Source organism: Sphingomonas lycopersici, assembly GCF_026130605.1.
Lineage (GTDB): Bacteria > Pseudomonadota > Alphaproteobacteria > Sphingomonadales > Sphingomonadaceae > Sphingomonas > Sphingomonas lycopersici.
In genome coordinates this window covers 71,100-92,614 of record NZ_JANFAU010000012.1, presented here as the reverse complement: position 1 = coordinate 92,614, position 21,515 = coordinate 71,100, and the positions used below count along the sequence as shown (strand labels likewise).

20 protein-coding genes are annotated in these 21,515 nt (G+C 67.7%); 15 read left to right on the top strand and 5 right to left on the bottom strand.

Annotated elements, in window-relative coordinates; all coding sequences use genetic code 11:
• Positions 1-7 precede the first annotated feature (7 nt).
• Positions 8-622, top strand: coding sequence for an HAD family hydrolase (locus NED98_RS18945; RefSeq protein WP_265270198.1), 615 nt, complete (start codon positions 8-10; stop codon positions 620-622).
• Between the two features lie 82 nt (positions 623-704).
• Positions 705-2,864 (top strand): TonB-dependent receptor, encoded by a 2,160-nt coding sequence (locus NED98_RS18940; protein ID WP_265314053.1) that lies wholly within the window; start codon positions 705-707, stop codon positions 2,862-2,864.
• Positions 2,865-3,055: 191 nt separating this feature from the next.
• Here the strand turns inward: NED98_RS18940 and pyk are convergent, their stop codons facing one another.
• Positions 3,056-4,513: a pyruvate kinase gene (gene pyk, locus NED98_RS18935; RefSeq protein WP_179513218.1), complete on the bottom strand. Its 1,458-nt coding sequence runs from the start codon at positions 4,511-4,513 to the stop codon at positions 3,056-3,058.
• A gap of 110 nt (positions 4,514-4,623) precedes the next feature.
• On the opposite strand from pyk, the gene NED98_RS18930 reads away from it, so the two are divergent.
• From NED98_RS18930 to NED98_RS18915, 4 genes are all read left to right on the top strand, one after another.
• Positions 4,624-4,947, top strand: coding sequence for a DUF1244 domain-containing protein (locus NED98_RS18930; protein WP_432423344.1), 324 nt, complete (start codon positions 4,624-4,626; stop codon positions 4,945-4,947).
• Positions 4,948-5,078: 131 nt separating this feature from the next.
• Positions 5,079-6,389, top strand: coding sequence for a metal-dependent hydrolase family protein (locus NED98_RS18925; RefSeq protein WP_179513217.1), 1,311 nt, complete (start codon positions 5,079-5,081; stop codon positions 6,387-6,389).
• A gap of 28 nt (positions 6,390-6,417) precedes the next feature.
• Positions 6,418-6,657 carry a DUF2312 domain-containing protein gene (locus NED98_RS18920; protein ID WP_179513216.1) on the top strand — a complete coding sequence of 80 codons (240 nt, stop codon included), beginning with the start codon at positions 6,418-6,420 and terminating at the stop codon, positions 6,655-6,657.
• A gap of 138 nt (positions 6,658-6,795) precedes the next feature.
• Positions 6,796-7,446: a glutathione S-transferase family protein gene (locus NED98_RS18915; protein WP_179513215.1), complete on the top strand. Its 651-nt coding sequence runs from the start codon at positions 6,796-6,798 to the stop codon at positions 7,444-7,446.
• Positions 7,447-7,557: 111 nt separating this feature from the next.
• On the opposite strand, the gene NED98_RS18910 is transcribed toward NED98_RS18915, so the two are convergent.
• A complete protein-coding gene (locus tag NED98_RS18910; protein WP_265270203.1) occupies positions 7,558-8,859 on the bottom strand; it encodes a hemolysin family protein in 1,302 nt (433 codons plus the stop codon).
• Between the two features lie 132 nt (positions 8,860-8,991).
• Between NED98_RS18910 and NED98_RS18905 the strand changes: the two genes are divergently transcribed.
• Positions 8,992-9,678 carry a YiaD family glycine zipper/OmpA-like lipoprotein gene (locus NED98_RS18905; RefSeq protein WP_265270205.1) on the top strand — a complete coding sequence of 229 codons (687 nt, stop codon included), beginning with the start codon at positions 8,992-8,994 and terminating at the stop codon, positions 9,676-9,678.
• 111 nt (positions 9,679-9,789) lie between these two features.
• Here NED98_RS18905 and NED98_RS18900 read toward each other — a convergent pair whose 3' ends face one another.
• Positions 9,790-10,647 carry a LysR family transcriptional regulator gene (locus NED98_RS18900; RefSeq protein WP_432423349.1) on the bottom strand — a complete coding sequence of 286 codons (858 nt, stop codon included), beginning with the start codon at positions 10,645-10,647 and terminating at the stop codon, positions 9,790-9,792.
• Between the two features lie 132 nt (positions 10,648-10,779).
• Here NED98_RS18900 and NED98_RS18895 point away from each other — a divergent pair, with 132 nt between their 5' ends.
• From NED98_RS18895 to NED98_RS18875, 5 genes are read left to right on the top strand one after another with little or no spacing between them, the layout of a single operon-like run.
• Entirely contained in the window at positions 10,780-11,895 is a 1,116-nt protein-coding gene (locus NED98_RS18895) for an isovaleryl-CoA dehydrogenase (protein ID WP_265270287.1), read from the top strand.
• On the top strand, positions 11,892-13,493 hold the full coding sequence (locus NED98_RS18890) for a carboxyl transferase domain-containing protein (RefSeq protein ID WP_265314050.1): 1,602 nt from the start codon (positions 11,892-11,894) through the stop codon (positions 13,491-13,493). The genes NED98_RS18895 and NED98_RS18890 overlap by 4 nt, the downstream gene beginning before the upstream one ends.
• Before the next feature lie 11 nt (positions 13,494-13,504).
• Entirely contained in the window at positions 13,505-13,975 is a 471-nt protein-coding gene (locus tag NED98_RS18885) for a nuclear transport factor 2 family protein (RefSeq protein WP_265314049.1), read from the top strand.
• Positions 13,972-15,903: an acetyl/propionyl/methylcrotonyl-CoA carboxylase subunit alpha gene (locus NED98_RS18880; RefSeq protein WP_265314047.1), complete on the top strand. Its 1,932-nt coding sequence runs from the start codon at positions 13,972-13,974 to the stop codon at positions 15,901-15,903. The genes NED98_RS18885 and NED98_RS18880 overlap by 4 nt, the downstream gene beginning before the upstream one ends.
• A 2-nt stretch (positions 15,904-15,905) precedes the next feature.
• On the top strand, positions 15,906-16,358 hold the full coding sequence (locus tag NED98_RS18875) for a MaoC family dehydratase (RefSeq protein ID WP_265314046.1): 453 nt from the start codon (positions 15,906-15,908) through the stop codon (positions 16,356-16,358).
• Between the two features lie 118 nt (positions 16,359-16,476).
• Here the strand turns inward: NED98_RS18875 and NED98_RS18870 are convergent, their stop codons facing one another.
• Positions 16,477-16,905 carry a nucleoside deaminase gene (locus NED98_RS18870; RefSeq protein WP_265314076.1) on the bottom strand — a complete coding sequence of 143 codons (429 nt, stop codon included), beginning with the start codon at positions 16,903-16,905 and terminating at the stop codon, positions 16,477-16,479.
• Positions 16,906-17,058: 153 nt separating this feature from the next.
• Between NED98_RS18870 and rpmB the strand changes: the two genes are divergently transcribed.
• Positions 17,059-17,352 carry a 50S ribosomal protein L28 gene (gene rpmB, locus NED98_RS18865; RefSeq protein ID WP_179513207.1) on the top strand — a complete coding sequence of 98 codons (294 nt, stop codon included), beginning with the start codon at positions 17,059-17,061 and terminating at the stop codon, positions 17,350-17,352.
• A gap of 118 nt (positions 17,353-17,470) precedes the next feature.
• Here the strand turns inward: rpmB and NED98_RS18860 are convergent, their stop codons facing one another.
• Positions 17,471-18,415 carry an esterase-like activity of phytase family protein gene (locus NED98_RS18860; protein WP_432423343.1) on the bottom strand — a complete coding sequence of 315 codons (945 nt, stop codon included), beginning with the start codon at positions 18,413-18,415 and terminating at the stop codon, positions 17,471-17,473.
• A gap of 144 nt (positions 18,416-18,559) precedes the next feature.
• On the opposite strand from NED98_RS18860, the gene NED98_RS18855 reads away from it, so the two are divergent.
• Both NED98_RS18855 and thrS read left to right on the top strand, forming a co-directional pair.
• Positions 18,560-18,934, top strand: a complete 375-nt coding sequence (locus NED98_RS18855; protein ID WP_179513205.1) for a glycine zipper 2TM domain-containing protein — start codon at positions 18,560-18,562, stop codon at positions 18,932-18,934.
• A gap of 343 nt (positions 18,935-19,277) precedes the next feature.
• Positions 19,278-21,263, top strand: coding sequence for a threonine--tRNA ligase (gene thrS / locus NED98_RS18850; protein WP_432423348.1), 1,986 nt, complete (start codon positions 19,278-19,280; stop codon positions 21,261-21,263).
• Positions 21,264-21,515: the final 252 nt, after the last annotated feature.

Here is a 21,515-nt window from a genome sequence, read left to right as displayed (position 1 = left end):
CGAGACGATGCCGCATCCCAGCAGCGTCATCTTCGACGTCGGCCACGTCCTGTACGATTGGGACCCGCGGGTCCTGTATCGGCGCCTCATCCCCGATGATGAGGCGCTTGACGTGTTCCTGCGCGACATCTGCACGCGCGAATGGCATTTCCAGCACGATATGGGCCGCGCCTTCGCCGACACCTCGGCGGAGCTGACCGCGCGTTTCCCCGATCATGCCGCGCTGATCGCGACCTGGGGACCGCGCTTCTCGGAGCAGATCCCGGGGCCAATGCCGGGGATGCCCGAATTGGTCGGCGATCTCGATTCGGCCGGCGTGCCGCTGTTCGCGATCACCAATTTCAGCCACGAATTCTTCCCGCCGTTCCGCGCGCAGGAAGCCGCGATGTTCGATCGCTTCCGCGATATCGTCGTTTCCGGCGAGGAGCGGCTGATGAAGCCCGACGCCGCGATCTACCACCTCGCGCTCGACCGATTCGGGCTGGCCGCGCAGGATGCGGTGTTCGTCGACGACCGCCAGGCCAATGTCGACGGCGCGGCGGCTGTTGGGATGCATGCGTTGCTGTTCACCGGCGCCGAGCGATTGCGCGCCGATCTCCGCGCGCTGGGCTTCGCCATTTAGCGCAGAAGCACTTGCAATCGGGCCGAAGAAGGCTTAGCGCCACCTCTTACCGGGAAATGTTATCTTATATCATGGAGTCGTCATGCGGCCCAGATTGCTTTCCGGTATCGCTTTCCTCGCGCTTTCCACCGCCTCGTCCGCTTATGCCGCGGACAATCCCCCGCCGGCCGACGCGACCGACGCCGGCCCCGCGGCGCCCAAGGACGTCGTCGTCACCGCGAAGCGGCTCGACGAAGCGCGCGCGCATATCCAGCCAAGCCTCGGCGCGACCAGCTATGGCATCGACACCGCCGCGATCAAGGCGCTGCCCGGCGGCGACAACCAGCAGTTCAACCAGATCCTGTTGCAACTGCCCGGGGTGGTGCAGGACGGCTTCGGCCAGTTCCACGTCCGCGACGATCACAACGGGCTGCAATATCGCATCAACGGCACCGTGCTGCCCGAGGGGCTGGCGGTGTTCGGCCAGACGCTGTCGCCGCGGCTGGTCAGCAAGGTCGATCTGCTGACCGGCGCGCTGCCGGCGCAATATGGCCTGCGCAGCGCGGGGATCATCGACATCACGACCAAGAGCGGGATGTTCTCCAACGGCGGCACGATGTCGATCTACGGCGGCAGCCACGACACGATCGAGCCGAGCTTCACCTATGGCGGGTCGAGCGGGCAGACCAATTACTTCGTCTCGGGCGATTATCGCCACGATGCGCTGGGGATCGAGAGCGTCGACGGGCGATCCACCCCGATCCACGACAATACCGATCAATATCAGGCCTTCGCCTATGTCGATCATATCCTGAACGATCACAATCGCGTGTCGTTTGTCGGGGGCTATTCGAACCAATGGTTCCAGATCCCCAACCCCGCGGGGCTCCAGCCCGACGGGACGTGGACGGTGGGCGGGCAATCGGCCTATCCCAGCGAAAAGCTCGACGAGCGCCAGCTCGAGCGGACCGCCTTCGGCCAGCTGAGCTGGCTCCACGACGACGAGCCGCTGACGATCCAGGCATCGCTGTTCGCGCGTTATTCCTCGCTGCGCTACCGCCCCGACGTGCTCGGCGAATTGCTGTTCAACGGCCAGGCGCAGGCGGCATTCAAGCAGGATCTGGCGATCGGCGGGCAGGTCGACGCGGTCTATCACCTCGGTGCCTCGCACACCTTGCGCGGCGGCGTGCTGCTGATCCACGATCACAGCACCAGCGACACGACCACCCATGTCTTCCCGGTCGATGATACCGGCGCACAGGCCGGCGAGCCGGTCTCGATCGTCGACGATAGCGCGAGCAACGCCACCACGTTCAGCGCCTATCTGCAGGACGAATGGAAGCTCGGGCCGACGCTGACGCTCAACCTCGGCGCGCGCTACGATCGCTATGCGGCGTTCCGCACCGAGCAGCAGCTCAGCCCGCGCGCCAATCTGGTGTGGCAGCCCAACGACACGCTGACCGCGCATATCGGCTATGCGCGCTATTTCGTCCCGCCGCCGTTCGAATTGGTCTCCTCGACCAGCATCGCCAAATTCGCCGGCACCAGCGCCGCGCCGGTCGTCCAGGACGACACCACCCCCTTCTCCGAGCGGCAGCATTATTTCGACGTCGGCTTCCAGGCCAAGCCGAGCGCCTATTTCACCTATGGCGTCGACGCTTACTACCGCATCTCGGAAAATCTGCTCGATGAGGGGCAGTTCGGCGCGCCGATCATCCTCACGCCGTTCAATTATGCCAAGGGTCGGATCGGCGGGGTCGAGGCGAACGCGACCTATATGCGCGGGCCGTGGAACCTCTACGCCAATTTCGCGGTGGCGCGCGCCAAGGGGCGGCAGATCGTCTCAAGCCAGTTCAGCTTCGCGCCCGACGAGCTCGCCTATATCAACAATCACTATATCTTCCTCGATCACGACCAGACCTATACCGGGTCGGCCGGGCTGACCTATTCGTTCAAGCACGGCATCCTCGCGGGAAGCGCACTGGGCGGGTCGATGATCTATGGCTCGGGGCTGCGCACCACCCCCGTGCTGGCCGACGGGACGTCGATCCCCAATGGCGGGCATCTCCCCGGCTATGCGCAGGTCAACCTGACCGCGAGCCACCATTTCGCGGGGCCGAACCTCGACGTGCGGGTCGATGTGATCAACCTCGCCGACCATAAATATGAGATCCGCGACGGCACCGGTGTGGGCGTCGGCGCGCCGCAATATGGCCCGCGGCGCGGGGTGTTCGTCGGGCTGACCAAGGCGTTCGGGGGGTGACTGCCATTCCTCCCCCGGAGGGGGAGGGGGACCGTTGCGCAGCAACGGTGGAGGGGTGGAAGCCGCGGGCGTCATCGCCTGGGGCCAATACCCCTCCACCAGCCTTCGGCTGGTCCCCCTCCCCTTTCAGGGGAGGAGTAGGAGCGGGCCGTACCGCGCAATGCGGCGAAACCGCATTTTCAACCGGGCCCTTACCCGTCATGCCCCTTCAATTCGTCGCCGATCAGCCGCACGACATGGAGCACGTTGGTCGATCCGGGCGTGCGGAACGGGACGCCGGCCATCACCACCACGCTGTCCCCCGCGGCGGCGATGCGGTGGCGCAGCGCCATGCGCTTCGACTTGGCGACCATCTCCTCGAACGATTCGACGTCGCGGGTATGCACCGCATGCGCGCCCCACAGGAGGCCGAGCCGTCGCGCGGTCTCCATCTTCGGGGTGAGGACGAGCAGCGGCACCGGCGTACGCTCGCGCGCGATGCGCCGCGCGGTCGAGCCCGAGGTGGTGAAACAGATCACCGCCTTGGCCGATACGGTGCGCGCGATGCTCTTGGCCGCCTCGGCCAAGGCATCGGCGGTGGTGGGATCGGGGCGCGTCTCGGTGAAATGGACGCGTTCGCCGTGCATCGGATCGCGCTCCACCGCCTCGCCGATCGCATTCATCATCGCGACCGATTCGATCGGCCAATCCCCTGCGGCGCTTTCCGCCGAGAGCATGATCGCATCCGCCCCGTCGTAGATCGCGGTGGCGACGTCGGACACTTCGGCGCGGGTCGGCGACGGCGATTTGATCATCGATTCGAGCATCTGCGTCGCCACCACCACCGGGCGGCCCATCCGGCGCGACACCTCGACGATGCGCTTCTGCAACGGCGGCACCGATTGCGGCGGCAGCTCGACCCCGAGATCGCCGCGCGCGACCATCACCCCGTCGCACATCTCGACGATCTCCTCGAGCCGCTCGATCGCCGCGGGCTTCTCGATCTTGGCGAGCAGCGCTGCCTTGCCGCCGATCAGCCGCCGCGCCTCGGCGAGATCCTCGGGCCGCTGGACGAACGACAGAGCGATCCAGTCCACCCCCTGCTCGCAGGCGAAGGCGAGATCGCTGCGATCCTTCACGGTCAGCGCCGCCATCGGCACCACCACGTCTGGGACGTTGAGCCCCTTGCTGTCGCTGAGCGCGCCGCCGACCTCGACGGTGGTGACGATGCGATCGGCATCATGCTCCACGACGCGCAGCACCAATTTGCCGTCGTCGAGCAACAATCGCGCGCCCGGCTCGATCGCCGCGAAAATCTCGCGGTGCGGCAGTTCGACGCGGGTCGCGTCGCCGGGCGCGGTGTCGCGATCGAGGACGAAGGTCGCCCCGGTTTCGAGCATCACCCGCCCGCCGGCAAAGCGCCCGACGCGCAGCTTGGGGCCCTGCAGATCGGCGAGGATCGTGGTGGGACGGCCGAAGCGCTTCTCCAGCCCGCGGATCGCCGCGATCACCGGAATCTTCGATTCCTGATCGCCGTGGCTCATGTTGATGCGAAAGGCATCCGCCCCCGCCTCGAACAGCGCAGCGATCATCTCTGGCGTGTTGCTCGCCGGCCCGAGGGTCGCAAGTATCCGAACCTTGCGGCTACGCGGGTTGATCGCTTTCGTCATCTGGCTCCTCGTCCCGATCGGGCGGTTGGATTAATGTTGGGGGAGCGGGCCGGTGCCGCACCGAAAATCCCGCTTGCGCGGGATTTCGGATGCGACCCTAAAGCCTAATCATGACCGATCAACCGTGGAGCAAGAATATGGACCCGATCGATGCGATCGACGACGCCACCGCTGCGGCGGCCTTTCGCCGACTGGTCCGCCACCTGCGGCATCGCGACGACGCGCAGAACGTCGATCTGATGGGGCTGGCGGGCTTCTGCCGCAACTGCCTGTCCGACTGGATCGGCGAGGCCGGCGCGCTCGAGCGCGAGGCGGCACGGACCGCGATCTACGGCATGCCTTATGCCGAGTGGAAGGCGCATCACCAGCAGGAGGCAACTCCGGAGCAGCTCCGCCGGATGGAGGAAAGCGTCGCGAAGAATGCGCGCGGCTAAGCGCCGCACCCACCGGGGGGTGACGAAGCCGCCAACGCGCTTGCCCAATCGGCCAGCTTTCCTCTAACTCATTGCTTCGGCAACGAAGGGATGCGCCGATGCATCCCCTGCCGAACGGGAGTTTGAGGGGAATGTTGAGGAAGTTGCTGATCGCGCTCGCGGTCACCACCGCGGCGCCCGCCGTCGCGCAGACCACCGCACCGACGAAGATCACCTATATCCACGCCGGCGCGCTGCTCGACCGGCCGGGCGAGGCGCCGCGCGGCAACAGCACGATCATCATCCGCGACGGGGTGATCGCCGAGGTGCGCGACGGCTTCGCGGTGCCCGCGGCCAATGCCAATCTGATCGAGCTGCGCGACAAATTCGTCTTGCCGGGGCTGATCGATCTCCACGTCCACCTCTGGGGGATCGGCGGCGATCCGATGCGCGCGCGGCTCGCGCGGCTCAACCAGGACGACGCCGACGACATGATGATGGCGGTGGTCAACGCGCGCAAGACGCTCGACGCCGGCTTCACCACGGTGCGCGATCTCGGCGGCAGCCCGCGCGGCGTCCGCGCGCTGCGCGACGCGATCGAGCGCGGCGATGTCGAGGGGCCGTCGATCGTCAACGCCGGCAATATGATCTCGATCACCGGCGGGCACGGCGACGGGATGAACGGGCTGGCCGAGGAATGGGCCGATGCGGTCCACCAGCACCAGATCAACACCTGCGACGGGCCGGACGATTGCCGCCGCGCGGTGCGCGCGCAGGTCGGGCTCGGTGCGCAGGTGATCAAATTCGCCGCGACCGGGGGCGTGCTGTCGAACGTCGCCGGCGGGCTCGGCCGCGCGATGACGCCGGAGGAGATGCGCGCGATCATCGACACCGCGCACGGCTTCGGGCGCAAGGTCGCCGCGCACAGCCACGCCGCCGAGGGAACCAAGGCCGCGCTCGAGGCCGGGGTCGACACGATCGAGCACGGCTCGTTCCTCGACGACGAGGCGATCAAGCTGTTCAAGGCCAAGGGCGCCTATCTTGTCCCGACGATGATCGCCCCGGTCACCGCGGTGCAGCAGGCGCGCAGCGGCGCGCTCCCCGCCAATACGATCCCCAAGGCCGAGGCCGCCGCCGCCGCGGCGATGGCGAGCCACAAGAAGGCGATCGCCGCCGGGGTGAAGGTCGCGTTCGGCACCGACACCGGAGTCTCCAAGCACGGCGACAATGCCAAGGAATTCGCGCTTTTGGTCAAGGCCGGGATGACCCCCGCCGCCGCGATCCGCGCCGCGACCGTCTCCGCCGCCGACGCGCTGGGGCGCGACGACCTGGGCGCGATCGTCCCCGGCAAGCGCGCCGACATCATCGCGGTTGACGCTTCCCCGCTGGAGGATGTGACGCGGCTCGAACATGTCGCATTCGTCATGCATCACGGGGTTGTCGCGCAGACGCCCGCTCCCTAATCCGCGCGGACAGATTTTGGAGTGATTCATGACCGACAATGTTTCCGCCGAGCAACTGCGCCTGTTCATCGAGCGTATCGAGCGGCTGGAGGAGGAGAAGAAGGCGTTCGCGGACGATATCCGCGACGTCTATGCCGAAGCCAAGTCGACCGGCTTCGACGCCAAGACGATGCGCGCGATCATCCGTTTGCGTAAGATGGAAAAGCATCACCGCGACGAGGCGGACGCGCTGCTCGAAACCTACCGGCAGGCGCTCGGTATCGTCTGAGCGCCGTTAGCAAAACGCGGTTTCACCGCATGTACGGCACCGGCGCGCTCCCCCACCCGGCCTCCCACGAGCATATCCAGATGGGAGGCCGGGCGGGGAACGGTCCGGCGCCGCACAATAACGAAGGAGAGGAATGCCATGCATATCTACGGGTCGACCGCGTCTCCCTTCGTCCAGCGCGTGCTGATGGCGGCGCGCGCCAAGGGGCATGAGATTGCGGTCAAGCCCCCGCTCGGCGGGCAGATGCAATCCCCCGAATTCCAGGCGATCAGCCCGATGGGGCGCGTCCCGGTGCTCGCGCTCGACGACGGCGGGCATTTGTGCGAATCGGCCGCGATCGTCGGCTATTTCGACGACACGCTCGACGGCCCCGCGCTGCTTCCCACCGACCCGCTGGCCCGCGCCCGCACGCGCGAACTCGTCTCGCTGGCGATCGGCGAGGTCGGGGTCGGGCTGCGTCCGCTGATGGTCCATCTCGTCTTCCGCATGGGCGACGCCCCCGATGTCGTCGCCGCCGCGCGCGCGACGATCGAAAAGGGGCTCGACGCGATCGAGAAATTGATCCCGGACGCCCCGGCGACAACCCCGACCCCGGCGGATTGCGCCCTGGTGCCGATACTGGCCCTGGCGCGGATCATCGATCCGATGGCGGGGACATGGGAGAGGGTGAAGGCGCACCCGCGGGTCGCGCATTATTTCGAGCGCGCGCTGGAACATCCGATCGCGCGCCGCACGATCGACGAGATGGAAGCCGGGTTCGCCGCGATCATGGCGCGCAACGCGGGATAGGGCACACGTCCCCTCCCCGTTCGGGCTGAGCTTGTCGAAGCCCTGTCCTTTTCTTCCGCGGAAAAGAAGTGCAGCCCTTCGACAAGCTCAGGGCGAACGGAGGTTGAGCCGCTAGTCCGCCGTGCGGCTGACGAGCAATTTGTCGATCCGTCGCCCGTCGAGATCGACCACTTCGAACCGCCAGCCCTGTTCGACGAAGCTCTCGCCTTCCGCGGGCAGCCGGCGCAGCACCGCGAGCGCGAGCCCGGCGACGGTGGCGTAATCGCGATCCTCCGGCAGATCGATCCCGAGCCGCTCCGCCAGCACGTCCGCCGCCGCAGTGCCCGCGACGAGCAGCGAGCCGTCGTCGCGCTCGACGATCGAGGGACCGTCCTCCAGATCGGCGTCCGAGGCGAATTCGCCCGCGATCGCCGCGAGCAGATCAGCCGGCGTGACGATCCCTTCGAAATGGCCGTATTCGTCATGGATCAGCGCCATCGGCACTTCGGCGCGGCGCAATGCGTCGAGCGCGTCCATCGCGTCGATCTGGTCGACCACCACCGGCGCCTTGCGCACCAGCCGGGCCAGATCGAGCACCTCGCCGCGGAACAATGCCGCGGCGATGTCGCGCGCCTGCACCACCCCGATCACCGCGTCGATCGACCCTTCGGCGACCGGCAGCCGGCTGTGCGTCGTCTCCAGCAGCCGCGCGCGGATCGCGGCATCGTCGAGCCCGGCATCGAGCCAGTCGACCTCGGTGCGCGGGGTCATCACCTCGCGCACCGGGCGATCGGCGAGCCGCACCACGCCGGAGATGATCGAGCGCTCATGCTCCTCGATCACGCCCGATTTGGAGGCTTCGGCGACGATCAGGTGGAGCTCCTCGGCGGTGACCTGATCCTCGCTGTCGCGGCTCAGCCCGAGCAGGCGGAAGACGAGCCGGCTGGTCGAATCGAGCAGCCACACGACCGGCTTGGTGAGCCGCGCCAGCCACGTCATCGGCACCGCCATCACCACCGCGATCGGCTCGGGCGAGCGCAACGCAATCTGTTTCGGCACCAGCTCGCCGACGATCAGCGAGGCGAAGGTGGTGAGGCCGATGACCAAGGCGAAGCCGAGGTTTTCCGCCGCGTTATGCCCCAGCCCCAGCGCCTCGAGCCGCGCCGCGGTGGGGTGGCCGAGGCTCGCGCCCGAATAGGCGCCGGCGACGATGCCGATCAGCGTGATGCCGATCTGGACGGTGGAGAGGAACTTGCCCGGATCGGCGGCGAGCGCGATCGCGGCACGCGCGCCGGGGCGGCCGGTACGCGCCATCGCCTCGAGCCGCGCCTTGCGCGCGGAGACGATCGCCAGCTCGCTCATCGCGAACACGCCGTTCAGCGCCACCAGCGCGAGGATGATCAGGACGTCGATCCAGGGGAACGGCGGTTGCATGGTCTCGGGACCATCTTTGGCGGTAAAATGCTGTGACGACAACCGGTGATCATCAGCATCTGTTCATCACGGCTACGGAACAAGCACCGGCAATCGCGGTTGTCTCCGCTCATATCGAACAAGGGGATCGTTATGTTCGTTCGTTCCAGGATCGCCGCTGGCGCCGCGCTCGTCGCGCTCGTCGCGACGACCGCCGCCTGCACCACCGACCCGGAGACCGGGCAGCAACGCATTTCCAAGACCGCGATCGGCGGGATCGGCGGTGCGCTCGGCGGCTATCTGCTCGGCGATCTGGTCGGCGGGCGGCACGATCGCACCGAGAAGATCGTCGGCGCCGGGCTCGGTGGGATCGCCGGCGCGGCGATCGGCGCCTATATGGACAAGCAGGAGCGCGAGTTGCGCCAGCGCACCGCGGGCACCGACGTACAGGTCGTCCGCCAGGGCGACGATCTGCTGCTCAACATCCCGTCGGGGGTGAATTTCGCGCATAATAGCGCGACGGTCGAGCCGCGCTTCCAGCAGACGCTCGACAAGGTTGCGGGGGTGCTGTCCGACGCGCAGAACAATCGCACCTATATCGACGTCTACGGCCATACCGATTCGACCGGCAGCGCGGCGTATAACCAGACCTTGTCGGAGCGGCGCGCGGCGGCGGTGGCGCTCTATCTCGAATCGCGCGGGGTGCAGGCGGCGCGCGTCGCGACGCGCGGCTTCGGGATGACCCAGCCGATCGCCTCCAACGAAACCGAGGAAGGCCGCGCGCAGAACCGCCGCGTCGAGATCAAGATCGTCCCGATCGCGCAAAGCGATATCGGATAAGCCGTCGCGCCCCCGTCATCCCCGCGCAGGCGGGGATCCATTCTGGCTGGCGGACCGACTCTTTCGCTGACCTGCGAGAATGGATTCCCGCCTTCGCGGGAATGACGTAAATCAGGGAGCGGGAGCGGCAACCCCATCTGCGAGGCGTTCGAGCAGCGGATGCGCCAGCAACGCCGCGTCGCTCGCGAGCAAGCCGATCTCGCGCCGGTGATCGAACTCCGCGAGCGGGCGCATCACCACCCCTTCGCCGCCGAACGACGCCGGCGCGACGGTGATCCCGAGCCCAGCCGCCACCAGCGCGCGCGCGCGGTCGTCGCTGGTGGTGCGTGCCGGAAAGAACGGCCGCACCCCGCGTGCGGTGAAATGCCGGCTCGTCTCGCCGAGCAATTCGCACTGGCGGCGGACGATCATCGGCTCGTCGACCAGTTCCTCCGCCGCGAGCAATTCGCGCGCGCTCAGCGGATGAGCCGCGGAAAGCGCGAGCAGATACGGCTCCTCGAACAGCACCCGCGCCGCGAAGCGCGGGTTGCCGCGCACGATCGTCAGCGCGGCGTCGATCCGCCCGCGGGTCAGCCGGTCGATCAATTCGCGCTCGCGCCCCTCGACCAGCTCGACCTCGCCCGCATCGCGCGGCAAGGCCGCGACGAAATCGGCGGTCCAGCGCGTCGGGGTGCTGGAGAGAATCCCGAGGCGCAGCCGCCCTGCCGCGCGCGCCGCCCCCGCCTCGCGCTCGGCCTGGAGGAATTCCGCCTCGATCCGCCGCGCACGCGCCACCAGCCGCGCGCCCGCCTCGGTCAGCGCGACGCGGCGGTTGCTGCGGGTAAACAATTGCCGCCCGAGCGACGCCTCCAATTTGGCGACCCCCGCCGAGAGCGTCGGCTGCGAGACATTGCACGACGCGGCGGCGCGCGAGAAATTGCCCTGATCGATCACCGCGAGGAAATAGCGCAGCAGATAGCGGTCTATCATAGATGCCATCTATAATGTGCCGCGCCACCTTTCAATTTTCCTCGCGCGCTTGGGGCGGGTAAACAAAGGCGCATTCTGGGCGGAGAGGTTAGAAGCGTGGAAGACCTGCATTCACTCGGCGAGACCGCCGACATGATCCGAGAGACGACGCGGCGTTTCGCCAGCGACCGGATCGCGCCGATCGCGGCATCGATCGACGCCGACGATTCCTTCCCCCGCCATCTGTGGCCCGAAATGGGCGCGCTCGGGCTCCACGGCATCACCGTCGAGGAAGAATATGGCGGGCTCGGCCTCGGCTATCTCGAACATGTCCTCGCCTGCGAGGAAGTCAGCCGCGCCTCGGCCTCGGTCGGCTTGAGCTATGGCGCGCATTCCAATCTGTGCGTCAACCAGATCCGCCGCTGGGGCAATGAGGAGCAGAAGGCGAAATATCTCCCCAAGCTCGTCTCGGGCGAACATGTCGGCAGCCTCGCGATGTCGGAGGCGTCGGCCGGATCCGACGTGGTGTCGATGAAGCTCAAGGCGACCCGCGTCGACGGCGGCTGGCGGCTCAACGGCACCAAATTCTGGATCACCAACGCGCCCTATGCCGACACCCTCGTCGTCTATGCCAAATCCTCCCCCGACGCCGGGTCGCGCGGGATCACCGCCTTCCTGATCGAGAAGGATTTCCCCGGCTTCTCGATCGGGCAGAAGATCGAGAAGGTCGGGATGCGCGGCTCGCCGACCGCCGAACTGGTGTTCGACGATTGTTTCGTCCCCGACGAGAATGTCATGGGGCCGGAGAATGGCGGGGTCGGCGTGTTGATGAGCGGGCTCGATTACGAGCGCGTCGTGCTGTCGGGGATCCAGCTCGGCATCATGCAGGCGTGCCTCGATGTCGTCCTGCCCTATGTCCGGGAGCGCAAGCAGTTCGGCAAGCCGATCGGCGCGTTCCAGCTGATGCAGGCCAAGGTGGCGGACATGTATGTCGCGCTCAATTCGGCGCGCGCTTACGTCTATACCGTCGCCAAGGCGTGCGATGCCGGGCGCACCACGCGGTTCGACGCGGCGGGCGCGATCCTGCTCGCCTCGGAAAGCGCGGTGAAAGTGGCGGGCGAGGCGATCCAGGCTTTGGGCGGCGCGGGCTACACCAAGGACTGGCCGGTCGAACGCTATTGGCGCGACGCCAAATTGCTCGATATCGGCGCCGGGACCAACGAGATCCGCCGCATGCTGGTCGGCCGCGAACTGGTGGGCGCGGCGTGAGCGCCCCCGTCCTCGACACCAAGCTGTCGCCGGACGGCGCCGACTTCCGCGCCAATGACGCGCATAATCGCGCCTTGGTCGAGCGGCTGCGCGCGGATGTCGCCAAGGCGGCGCTCGGCGGCAACGCGCGTAGCCGCGAGCGCCACACCGCGCGCGGCAAATTGCTGCCGCGCGATCGCGTCGAGCGGCTGCTCGATCCGGGCTCGCCGTTCCTCGAGATCGGCCAGCTCGCCGCCTGCGATCTCTATGACGGCGAGGTGCCGGGCGCGGGGATGATCGCCGGGATCGGCCGCGTCTCGGGGCGCCAGTGCATGATCGTGTGCAACGACGCGACGGTGAAGGGCGGGACCTATTATCCCCTCACGGTCAAGAAGCACCTGCGCGCGCAGGAGATCGCCGAGCAGAACCGGCTGCCGTGCATCTATCTCGTCGATTCGGGCGGGGCGAACCTGCCGCATCAGGCCGAGGTATTCCCCGATCGCGAGCATTTCGGGCGGATCTTCTTCAACCAGGCCAATATGTCGGCCAAGGGCATCCCGCAGATCGCCTGCGTGATGGGGAGCTGCACCGCGGGCGGCGCCTATGTCCCGGCGATGTCCGACGAGACGGTGATCGTGCGCAATCAGGGCACGATCTTCCTCGCCGGCCCGCCTTTGGTGAAGGCGGCGACGGGCGAGGAAATCTCCGCCGAGGAGCTGGGCGGCGCGGAGACCCACGGCCGCAAATCGGGGGTGGTCGATCATGTCGCCGAGAATGACGAACATGCGCTGACGATCGTCCGTGATATCGTCGCGACGCTCCAGCCCGAGACGCCCGCGACGGTCAACCGCCAGACCCCGCGCGCACCCAAATTCGCAGCCGAGGAATTGTACGGCGTTATCCCGCAGGACGTCCGCGCGCCTTATGACGTGCATGAGGTGATTGCGCGGCTGGTCGACGGCAGCGAATTCCACGAGTTCAAGGCGCTCTACGGCACCAGCCTGGTGTGCGGCTTCGCGCATATCTGGGGGCTGCCGGTCGCGATCCTCGCCAACAACGGCGTGCTGTTCAGCGAATCCGCGGTGAAGGGCGCGCATTTCATCGAGCTGGCGTGCCAGCGGCGCATCCCGTTGCTGTTCCTCCAGAACATCTCCGGCTTCATGGTCGGCGGAAAGTATGAGGCGGAGGGGATCGCCAAGCACGGCGCCAAGCTGGTCACCGCGGTCGCCACCGCCACCGTGCCCAAGATCACCGTGCTGATCGGCGGCAGCTTCGGCGCGGGCAATTACGGGATGTGCGGCCGCGCTTATAGCCCGCGCTTCCTGTTCACCTGGCCCAACAGCCGGATCAGCGTGATGGGCGGCGAGCAGGCGGCGAGCGTGCTCGCCACCGTCCACCGCGATGCGGAGAGCTGGACGCCCGAACAGGCCGAGGCATTCAAGGCGCCGATCCGCCAGCGTTACGAGGACGAGGGCAATCCGTGGCACGCCACCGCGCGGCTATGGGACGACGGGATCATCGATCCCGCGCAGACCCGCGACGTGCTCGGCCTCGCGCTCGCCGCGACGCTCAACGCCCCGATCCCCGAAGCGCCGCGCTTCGGCATATTCCGCATGTGATGGGAGAGGTGATGATCACCCCCTTGTTCGCCCTGCTGCTGCAGGTCACCCCCGTCGCCCCGATCGTCAAGGGCACCGCGCTGCCGCCGCCCGCCAACGACGATGCAGCGGTGATGGCGCCGATCCAGGCGTTGCTCGGCGCGATCGGCACGGGCGACGGCAATGCGGTGCTCGGCGTAACCCGCCCCGAAGGCAGCGCCACCGTCGCGAGCGAGGGTGCGCAACCCGGCGTACGCTCGTTCCGCTGGGCCGATTTCGCCGCACGGCTCAAGCCGTCGGGCGACAAGGTCGAGGAACGGCTCGGCACCCCGGCGATCGAGATCGACGGCAACGTCGCGATGGTCTGGGCGCCCTATACCGTCGCGGTCAACGGGCAGATTCATCACTGCGGCTATGATCATTTCGATCTGGTGCGCGAAGGAGGGACATGGAAGGTGCTCAACGTCACCTGGAGCCAGCGCACGACGGGGTGCGCGGCATGATCACGTCGCTCCTCATCGCCAATCGCGGCGAGATCGCCTGCCGCGTCATCCGCACCGCGCGCACGATGGGCATCCGCACCGTCGCGGTCTATTCCGACGCCGACGCCCGCGCGCTCCACGTCCGCATGGCCGACGAGGCGGTGCATATCGGCCCCTCGCCGGCGCGCGAAAGCTATCTCGTCGGCGAACACATCATCGCAGCGGCCAAGGCGACCGGGGCGGAGGCGATCCACCCCGGCTATGGCTTCCTCTCCGAAAACGCCGATTTCGCCGAGGCGGTGATCGCCGCCGGGCTGGTGTGGGTCGGGCCGAAACCCGCCAGCATCCGCGCGATGGGGCTGAAGGACGCCGCCAAGCGGCTGATGCAGCAAGCCGGCGTCCCCACCACCCCCGGCTATCTCGGCGACGACCAGAACCCCGATCGGCTCAAGGCCGAGGCCGATGCGATCGGCTATCCGGTGCTGATCAAGGCGGTCGCCGGCGGCGGCGGCAAGGGGATGCGCAAGGTCGATGCGGCGGCCGACTTCGCCGACGCCCTGCTGTCATGCCAGCGCGAGGCGGCATCGTCGTTCGGCGACGATCGCGTGCTGCTGGAGAAATATATCCTCTCGCCGCGGCATATCGAGGTGCAGGTGTTCGGCGACAGCCACGGCAATGTCGTCCATCTGTTCGAGCGCGATTGCTCGCTCCAGCGCCGCCACCAGAAAGTGATCGAGGAAGCCCCCGCCCCCGGCATGGACCCGGCGACGCGCGCGGCGATCTGCGACGCGGCGGTCAAGGCGGCGCGCGCGGTCGATTATGTCGGCGCGGGGACGATCGAGTTCATCGCCGACGCCTCGAGCGGGCTCCGCGCCGACGGCATCTGGTTCATGGAGATGAACACCCGGCTGCAGGTCGAGCATCCGGTGACCGAGGAGATCACCGGGGTCGATCTGGTCGAATGGCAGCTCCGCGTCGCGAGCGGCGAGCCTCTGCCCAAGCAGCAGGATGAGCTGTCGATCAACGGCTGGGCGATGGAAGCGCGGCTCTATGCCGAGGACCCGGCGAAGGGGTTTTTGCCCTCGACCGGGCGGCTGGAGATCTTCCGCGAGCATGAGGGTGTGCGGCTCGAAACCGGGGTCTATGAGGGCGCGGAGATCACCGGCTTCTACGATCCGATGATCGCCAAGATCGTCGTCCACGAGGAAACCCGCGAGGAAGCGTGCGAGGCATTGGCGCGGGCCTGTGCCGCGACCGACATCTTCCCGGTCAAGACCAACGCGCCGTTCCTGTGGCGCGCGCTCGACGACAAGGATTTCCGCGCCGGGCGGATCGACACCGGGTTCATCGCCGCCAAGGGCGATGCCTTGCTCCCCCCGGCCGAGCCGACCGACGATATGCTCAAGCAAGCGGCGGCCGCGTTGCTGGTGCAGGAATATTACGGCGAGCCGACATTGGTCTCGCCCGAGGACGGCGATCTGCTCGGCGCGTCGCAGCGCGAGCCGTGGCGCGGCGCGATCGGCTTCCGCCTCAATGCCGCGACCAATCTGCGCACCGCGGTCAATGTCGACGGGCGCGCGCATGTCGTCGATCTGCCCGCCGACTGGCGCAACGCGCCGGTCGTCGCCGAGCCGGTCGACGACGGCGTGGCGGTCAATGACGACGGCCTGTCGTTCCTCGCTGCCCCGGCGCGGGTGTCTGGCGCCGCCGCGGGCACCGCCGCCGACGGCGCGATCCTTTCCCCGATGCCTGGGCGGGTGATCGCGGTCGAGGTCGCCGCGGGCGACAGCGTGACGAAGGGGCAGAAGCTCCTCACGCTCGAGGCGATGAAGATGGAGCATTCGCTCGTCGCGCCATTCGACGGGACGGTCGCCGAACTGAACGCCACCACCGGCGGGCAGGTCAGCGAGGGCGCATTGCTCGCGCGGGTCGAGCGGGCGGGAGAATAATCATGGCGGGTCGCTATTTCGACCAATGGCAGATCGGCGACCGGATCGAGCATGAGATTCGCCGCACCGTCACCGAGACCGACAATCTCCTCTTCTCGACGATGACGCATAACCCGCAGCCGCTGCACCTCGATCTGGAGGCGGCGAAGGCGAGCGAGTTCGGGCAGATCCTCGTCAACGGCACCTTCACCTTCGCGCTGATGGTCGGGCTGTCGGTGGGGGATACGACGCTCGGCACGCTCGTCGCCAACCTCGGCTACGACAAGCTCGTCATGCCCAAGCCCGTGTTCATCGGCGATACGATGCGCGCGACCAGCGAGGTCATGGGCTTGCGCGAGAGCAAGTCGCGCCCCGATGCGGGGATCGTCACCTTCACCCACCAGTTGATCAACCAGCGCGATCAGGTGGTGTGCCAGTGCGAGCGCTCGGCGCTGCTCAAGCGGCGGCCGGGCTGATCCGTCCTAACGTCATGCCGGGCTTGACCCGGCATCCAGAATCGCAGGGGAAATCGCTTGTGGCTGTGGATGCCGGATCAAGTCCGGCATGACGACATAAAACGGGATGTCGGCCGCTCTAGCGCCGCGCCGCGAAGAAATCGCGCAGCAGCTCCCCCGCCTCACGATCGCCGATCCCGGCGAACACCTCCGGCCGGTGGTGGCAGGTCGGCTGCGCGAAGAATCGCGGACCGTGCTCGACCGCGCCGCCCTTGGGGTCGGCTGCGCCATAATAGAGCCGCGCGATTCGCGCGTGCGCGATCGCCCCGGCGCACATCGCGCACGGCTCCAGCGTGACCCACAGGTCGCAATCCTCGAGCCGCTCGCGCCCCAGCATCGCCGCCGCGGCGCGAATCGCCAGCATCTCGGCATGCGCGGTGGGATCGTGGAGCCGGCGCGGCGCATTGGCGGCGGTGGCGATCACCGCACCGTCGCGAATCACCACCGCGCCGACCGGGACTTCGCCCGCGGCAGCGGCCGCAGCGGCGGCATCGAGCGCGGCGCGCATCGGGGGCGGGAGCGGAAACATCGCCCCCCGCCTAATGCGCCGCGCCGCGCTCGGCCAGCGATCATGCGATATTGCCCGCCATCGGGTTGACGAAATCGCCGGGTCGCGGTAGGGGCGCCCACTTTCCGGGCAACCGAATTCAGGATCAAGATCATGTCGCGCATCTGCGAGCTGACCGGCAAGGGCCGGCAGGTGGGGCACAACGTTTCCCACGCGAACAACAAGACCAAGCGGACGTTCCTGCCCAACCTGCAGAACGTGACGCTGATCTCCGACACGCTGGAGAAGAGCGTGCGCCTGCGCGTCTCAACCCACGGCCTGCGCTCGGTGGAGCATAACGGCGGTCTCGACAATTGGCTGGTCAAGACCAGCGACGAGAAGCTGTCGCTGCGCGCCCGCCGCCTGAAGCGCGACATCGTCAAGAAGCGCGCCGCCGTCGCGGCCTGACGCTTCACGACGAATCGCTCGTCGTTACACGCGGCCCGTCCTCCCCAGCGGAGGGCGGGCCGTGTGGCGTTTTCCTTCCCACCGTTCGGGATTCGACAAGCTCGCCCGAACAGGGTGGCTAACGCAGCCGGAACTTCATCAGATAGCTCCGCCGGAACGCCATCTGATCATTGTCGGTGGTGATCCATAGCATCGTCGCGCCATTTTCGCGCGACACGGCAAGCCCTTCGCAATTCTCGCTGACCACCGGCGCCGCGAGCGTCGCAATCTCGCGCCCTGACGCGACCCCACCCGCGCGAATCGCCGCGCGCGGCACCAGCACCAGCTTCGCCGAAAAGCGCAGCCAGCCGAGATGCCGCCGGTTGAGCACCAAGAGATCGCCCGAGGGCAAGGCCGCCGCGTCGCTGGGATCATATCCCGCCGGCGGCCGATAGAAGAAGCGCGCCACCGGCGTCGCGCGCGAGGCCGGATCGCCGGCGAACAGCAACGCCGGGCGCAGCGCCCCGCGCCAGCGCTCGGCGATCACCACGAATCGCCCGTCGGGCAGCCGCGCGAGCGATTCGGCGCCGCTATTGTCCCACCATTTCGCCATCTCTCGCGGCGCGCGATGCGCCTCGCCGCGGCGGAGCGCGGCGTCGTAGCGCCAGATCGCATTGGCGCGCTCGAAGCCGACCCACGCCCGCCCGCTCGCCGGTTCGATCGCGAGCGATTCGCTGTCGCGATCCTCCTTGCTCCACCCGCTGCCCGGCCCGTCGCCGAGCGCGCCGGTCTCCGCCGCGGCCGCGCCGCGCGCGATGCGCAGCCGCAGCCAATTGCCCGAATCGCCCAGCAAGGTCGCCCGGCCGCGCTCGATCGCCAGCGCCGAAAACCCGCCGAACCCCGGCGCCGCGCTCGACAGCGTGACCGCGCCGACCGGCTCCAGCCGCCCGATACGCGCCGGCCAGCCGCCCTCGGGCACGTAGCGCACCACGCGCACCACCGCGCCGGGGGCGAGCCGCGTCACCGGATCGATCCCGCTCCAGCCGGGGACCACCGCGAGCACGGCAAGGATCGGGAACAACAAGGGGCGCATCCCGCCCCCGATAGCCGCGCGGACCCTGAACGGTCGATAACCGACGCATTCAGGATCGGTTCGCCGCGAATCGCGCAGATACGGTTTCAACGAAGCGGACCCTCCACTGGCGAGGCTTCGATCGGGAGACGTAAGATGTTCAAGAAACTGTCGCTGGCCGCTGTCGCGCTTTCGATCGGTGCGGCCGCCATGACCCCCACCGCCGCCAATGCGCAGCGTTATTACGATCGCGGCTACAACAACGGCTATTACGATCGCGGTTACGATCGCGGTTATTACGATCGCGGCTACAATGCGCGTCGTTACGACGACAACCGCCATTATTACCGCAACCGTCGCTGCTCGAACGGCGGCACCGGCACGGTGCTCGGCGCGATCGCCGGCGGGTTGCTCGGCCGCACGATCGACAATAGCGGCGATCGCCTCGCCGGCACGTTGATCGGCGGCGTCGGCGGCGCGCTCGCCGGCCGCGCGATCGAGCGCTCGGACAATCCCCGTTACTGCCGCTGAAGTTGAGCGGCAGCCCGGTTAACTCGCGTAGCGTATCGAGTTCCCTCCAGTAGCTTACCGAGGGCGCGGGCCCGACTTCCCCCTTAACCGGGAGACGTCGGGCCCGTTGTCGTTTGCGCGCGGCTTCGCTATATCGCGCGCATGCGCCGCCTCATGCGATCCCGGCCGACCACTACCACCCCCGGCTTCCCGGGGGCCCTGACGCGCGTCGGCTGACCGCGATCGGGCGCCTCCCCGGGGAACGGGGAGAGCAAGGCGCCCGCCCTCTCCTTCCTGCCGCTTTCCCCCGGGCGCCACGATGTGCATAAGCCCGCCAGAACCGACAGGACCTCACATGAACGACATGATTTCGATCTCGCTGCCCGACGGCTCGGTCCGCGCGATGCCGCTCGGCACCACGCCGGCGGATGTCGCCGCGGCGATCGGGCCGGGGCTCGCCAAGGCGGCGCTCGCCGCGCGGGTCGACGGCGAATTGCGCGACCTCAACCGCCCGATCGAGCATGACGCCAAGCTCGCGCTGGTCACCGCGCGCGACGAGGCCGACGCGCTCGAGCTTGCGCGGCACGATTATGCGCATGTGCTGGCCGAAGCGGTGCAGGAACTGTTTCCGGGGACGCAGATCACCTTCGGCCCGGCGACCGACGACGGCTTCTATTACGATTTCGCCCCCAAGGACCGCCCGTTCACCGAAGAGGACCTGCCCGCGATCGAGGCGCGGATGCGCGCGATCATCGCCGCGGACAAGCCGTTGCGCCGCGAGGTGTGGTCGCGCGAACAGCTGATCAGCCGCTGGAAGCAGCAGGGCGAGACGTTCAAGGCCGAATGGGCCGCCGAGCTCCCCGACGCCGAGGAGCTGACGGTCTATTGGTCGGGCGACGACTGGCTCGACATGTGCCGCGGCCCGCACCTCCCCTCGACGGGCAAGCTCGCGCCGGACGCATTCAAGCTGACGCGCGTCTCGGGCGCTTATTGGCGCGGCGACCAGAAGAACGCGATGCTCTCGCGCATCTACGGCACCGGCTGGCTCAACAAGAAGCAGCTCGACCAGCATCTCTTCCGGCTGGAGGAGGCGGCCAAGCGCGATCACCGCAAATTGGGGCAGGAGATGGATCTGTTCCACCTCCAGGCCGAGGCGCACGGCAGCGTCTTCTGGCACCCCAAGGGCTATATCATCTGGCGCGAGCTGGAAGCCTATATGCGCCGCGCGATCGACGGCGCGGGCTATCGCGAGGTCAAGACGCCGCAGGTGATGGACGCGCGCCAGTGGGAGCAATCGGGCCATTGGGGCAAATATCGCGAGAATATGTTCGTCATCCCCGACGAAGTGCCCAATACCGAGGATGAAGGCCCGATCGTCTCGGACAAGGCCGAGTGGATGGCGCTCAAGCCGATGAACTGCCCGGCGCACATCCTGATCTTCAAGCAGGGGATCAAATCCTACCGCGATCTGCCGCTGCGCCTGTACGAGAACGGCTGCTGCCACCGCAACGAGCCGCACGGCGCGCTCCACGGGCTGATGCGCGTGCGCCAGTTCACCCAGGACGACGCGCATATCTTCTGCCGCGAGGACCAGATCGTCGACGAGGTGCGCGCCTTCTGCAACCTCGCCGATCGCATCTACAAGGATTTCGGTTTCACTTATTCGATCAAGCTCGCGCTGCGCCCCGACAAGAGGTTCGGCACCGACGAGATGTGGGATCAGGCCGAGAACGAGCTGCGCGACGCGGTCGCGGCCGCGGGGCTCAACACCGCCGAATATGGCTGGGAGGAATTGCCCGGCGAGGGCGCTTTCTATGCGCCCAAGCTCGAATGGCACCTGACCGACGCGATCGGGCGGACGTGGCAGGTCGGCACGATCCAGTCGGACCGCGTGCTCCCCGAACGGCTCGACGCGAGCTATATCGCGGAGGACGGCCAGCGCCACCGCCCGGTGATGCTCCACCGCGCGATCTTCGGCTCGTACGAGCGGTTCATCGGCATCCTCGTCGAGCATTTCGCGGGCAAATTGCCGGCCTGGCTCGCCCCGGTGCAAGCGGTGGTCGCGACGATCGTGTCCGATGCCGACGATTATGCCGAGCAGGTCGCCGCCGAGCTGCGCAAGGCCGGGCTGCGCGTCGAGACCGATCTGCGCAACGAGAAGATCAATTATAAGGTGCGCGAGCACAGCCTGGCCAAGGTTCCCAACCTGCTCGTCGTCGGCAAGCGCGAGGCGGACGAAGGCACCGTCGCGCTGCGCCCGCTCGGCGAAGGCGCGAAACAGGAGGTGCTGACGCTCGCCGCGGCGATCGAGCGGCTGCGCGACGAGGTGCTGCCGCCCGACCTGGGCTGAAGCACCGCGGACCAAATCAGGATCGCCTAGCCCCGTTCGCCTGAGCCTGTCGAAGGGCGTCCCGCCGCCCCAGAATTGGGGCCGCCCTTCGACAAGCTCAGCGCGAACGGGGCAGGTCTTGCTCGGAATGCGTAGGGCAGTCGCATTGTCATTCTGTGACCAAAACGACGCAGCCACTGTAATAAAATGTGTCGGAGATGATGGGGTGGTGACACGCACCCCGATCACCGCATAACCTGTCCGAAGCGGCCA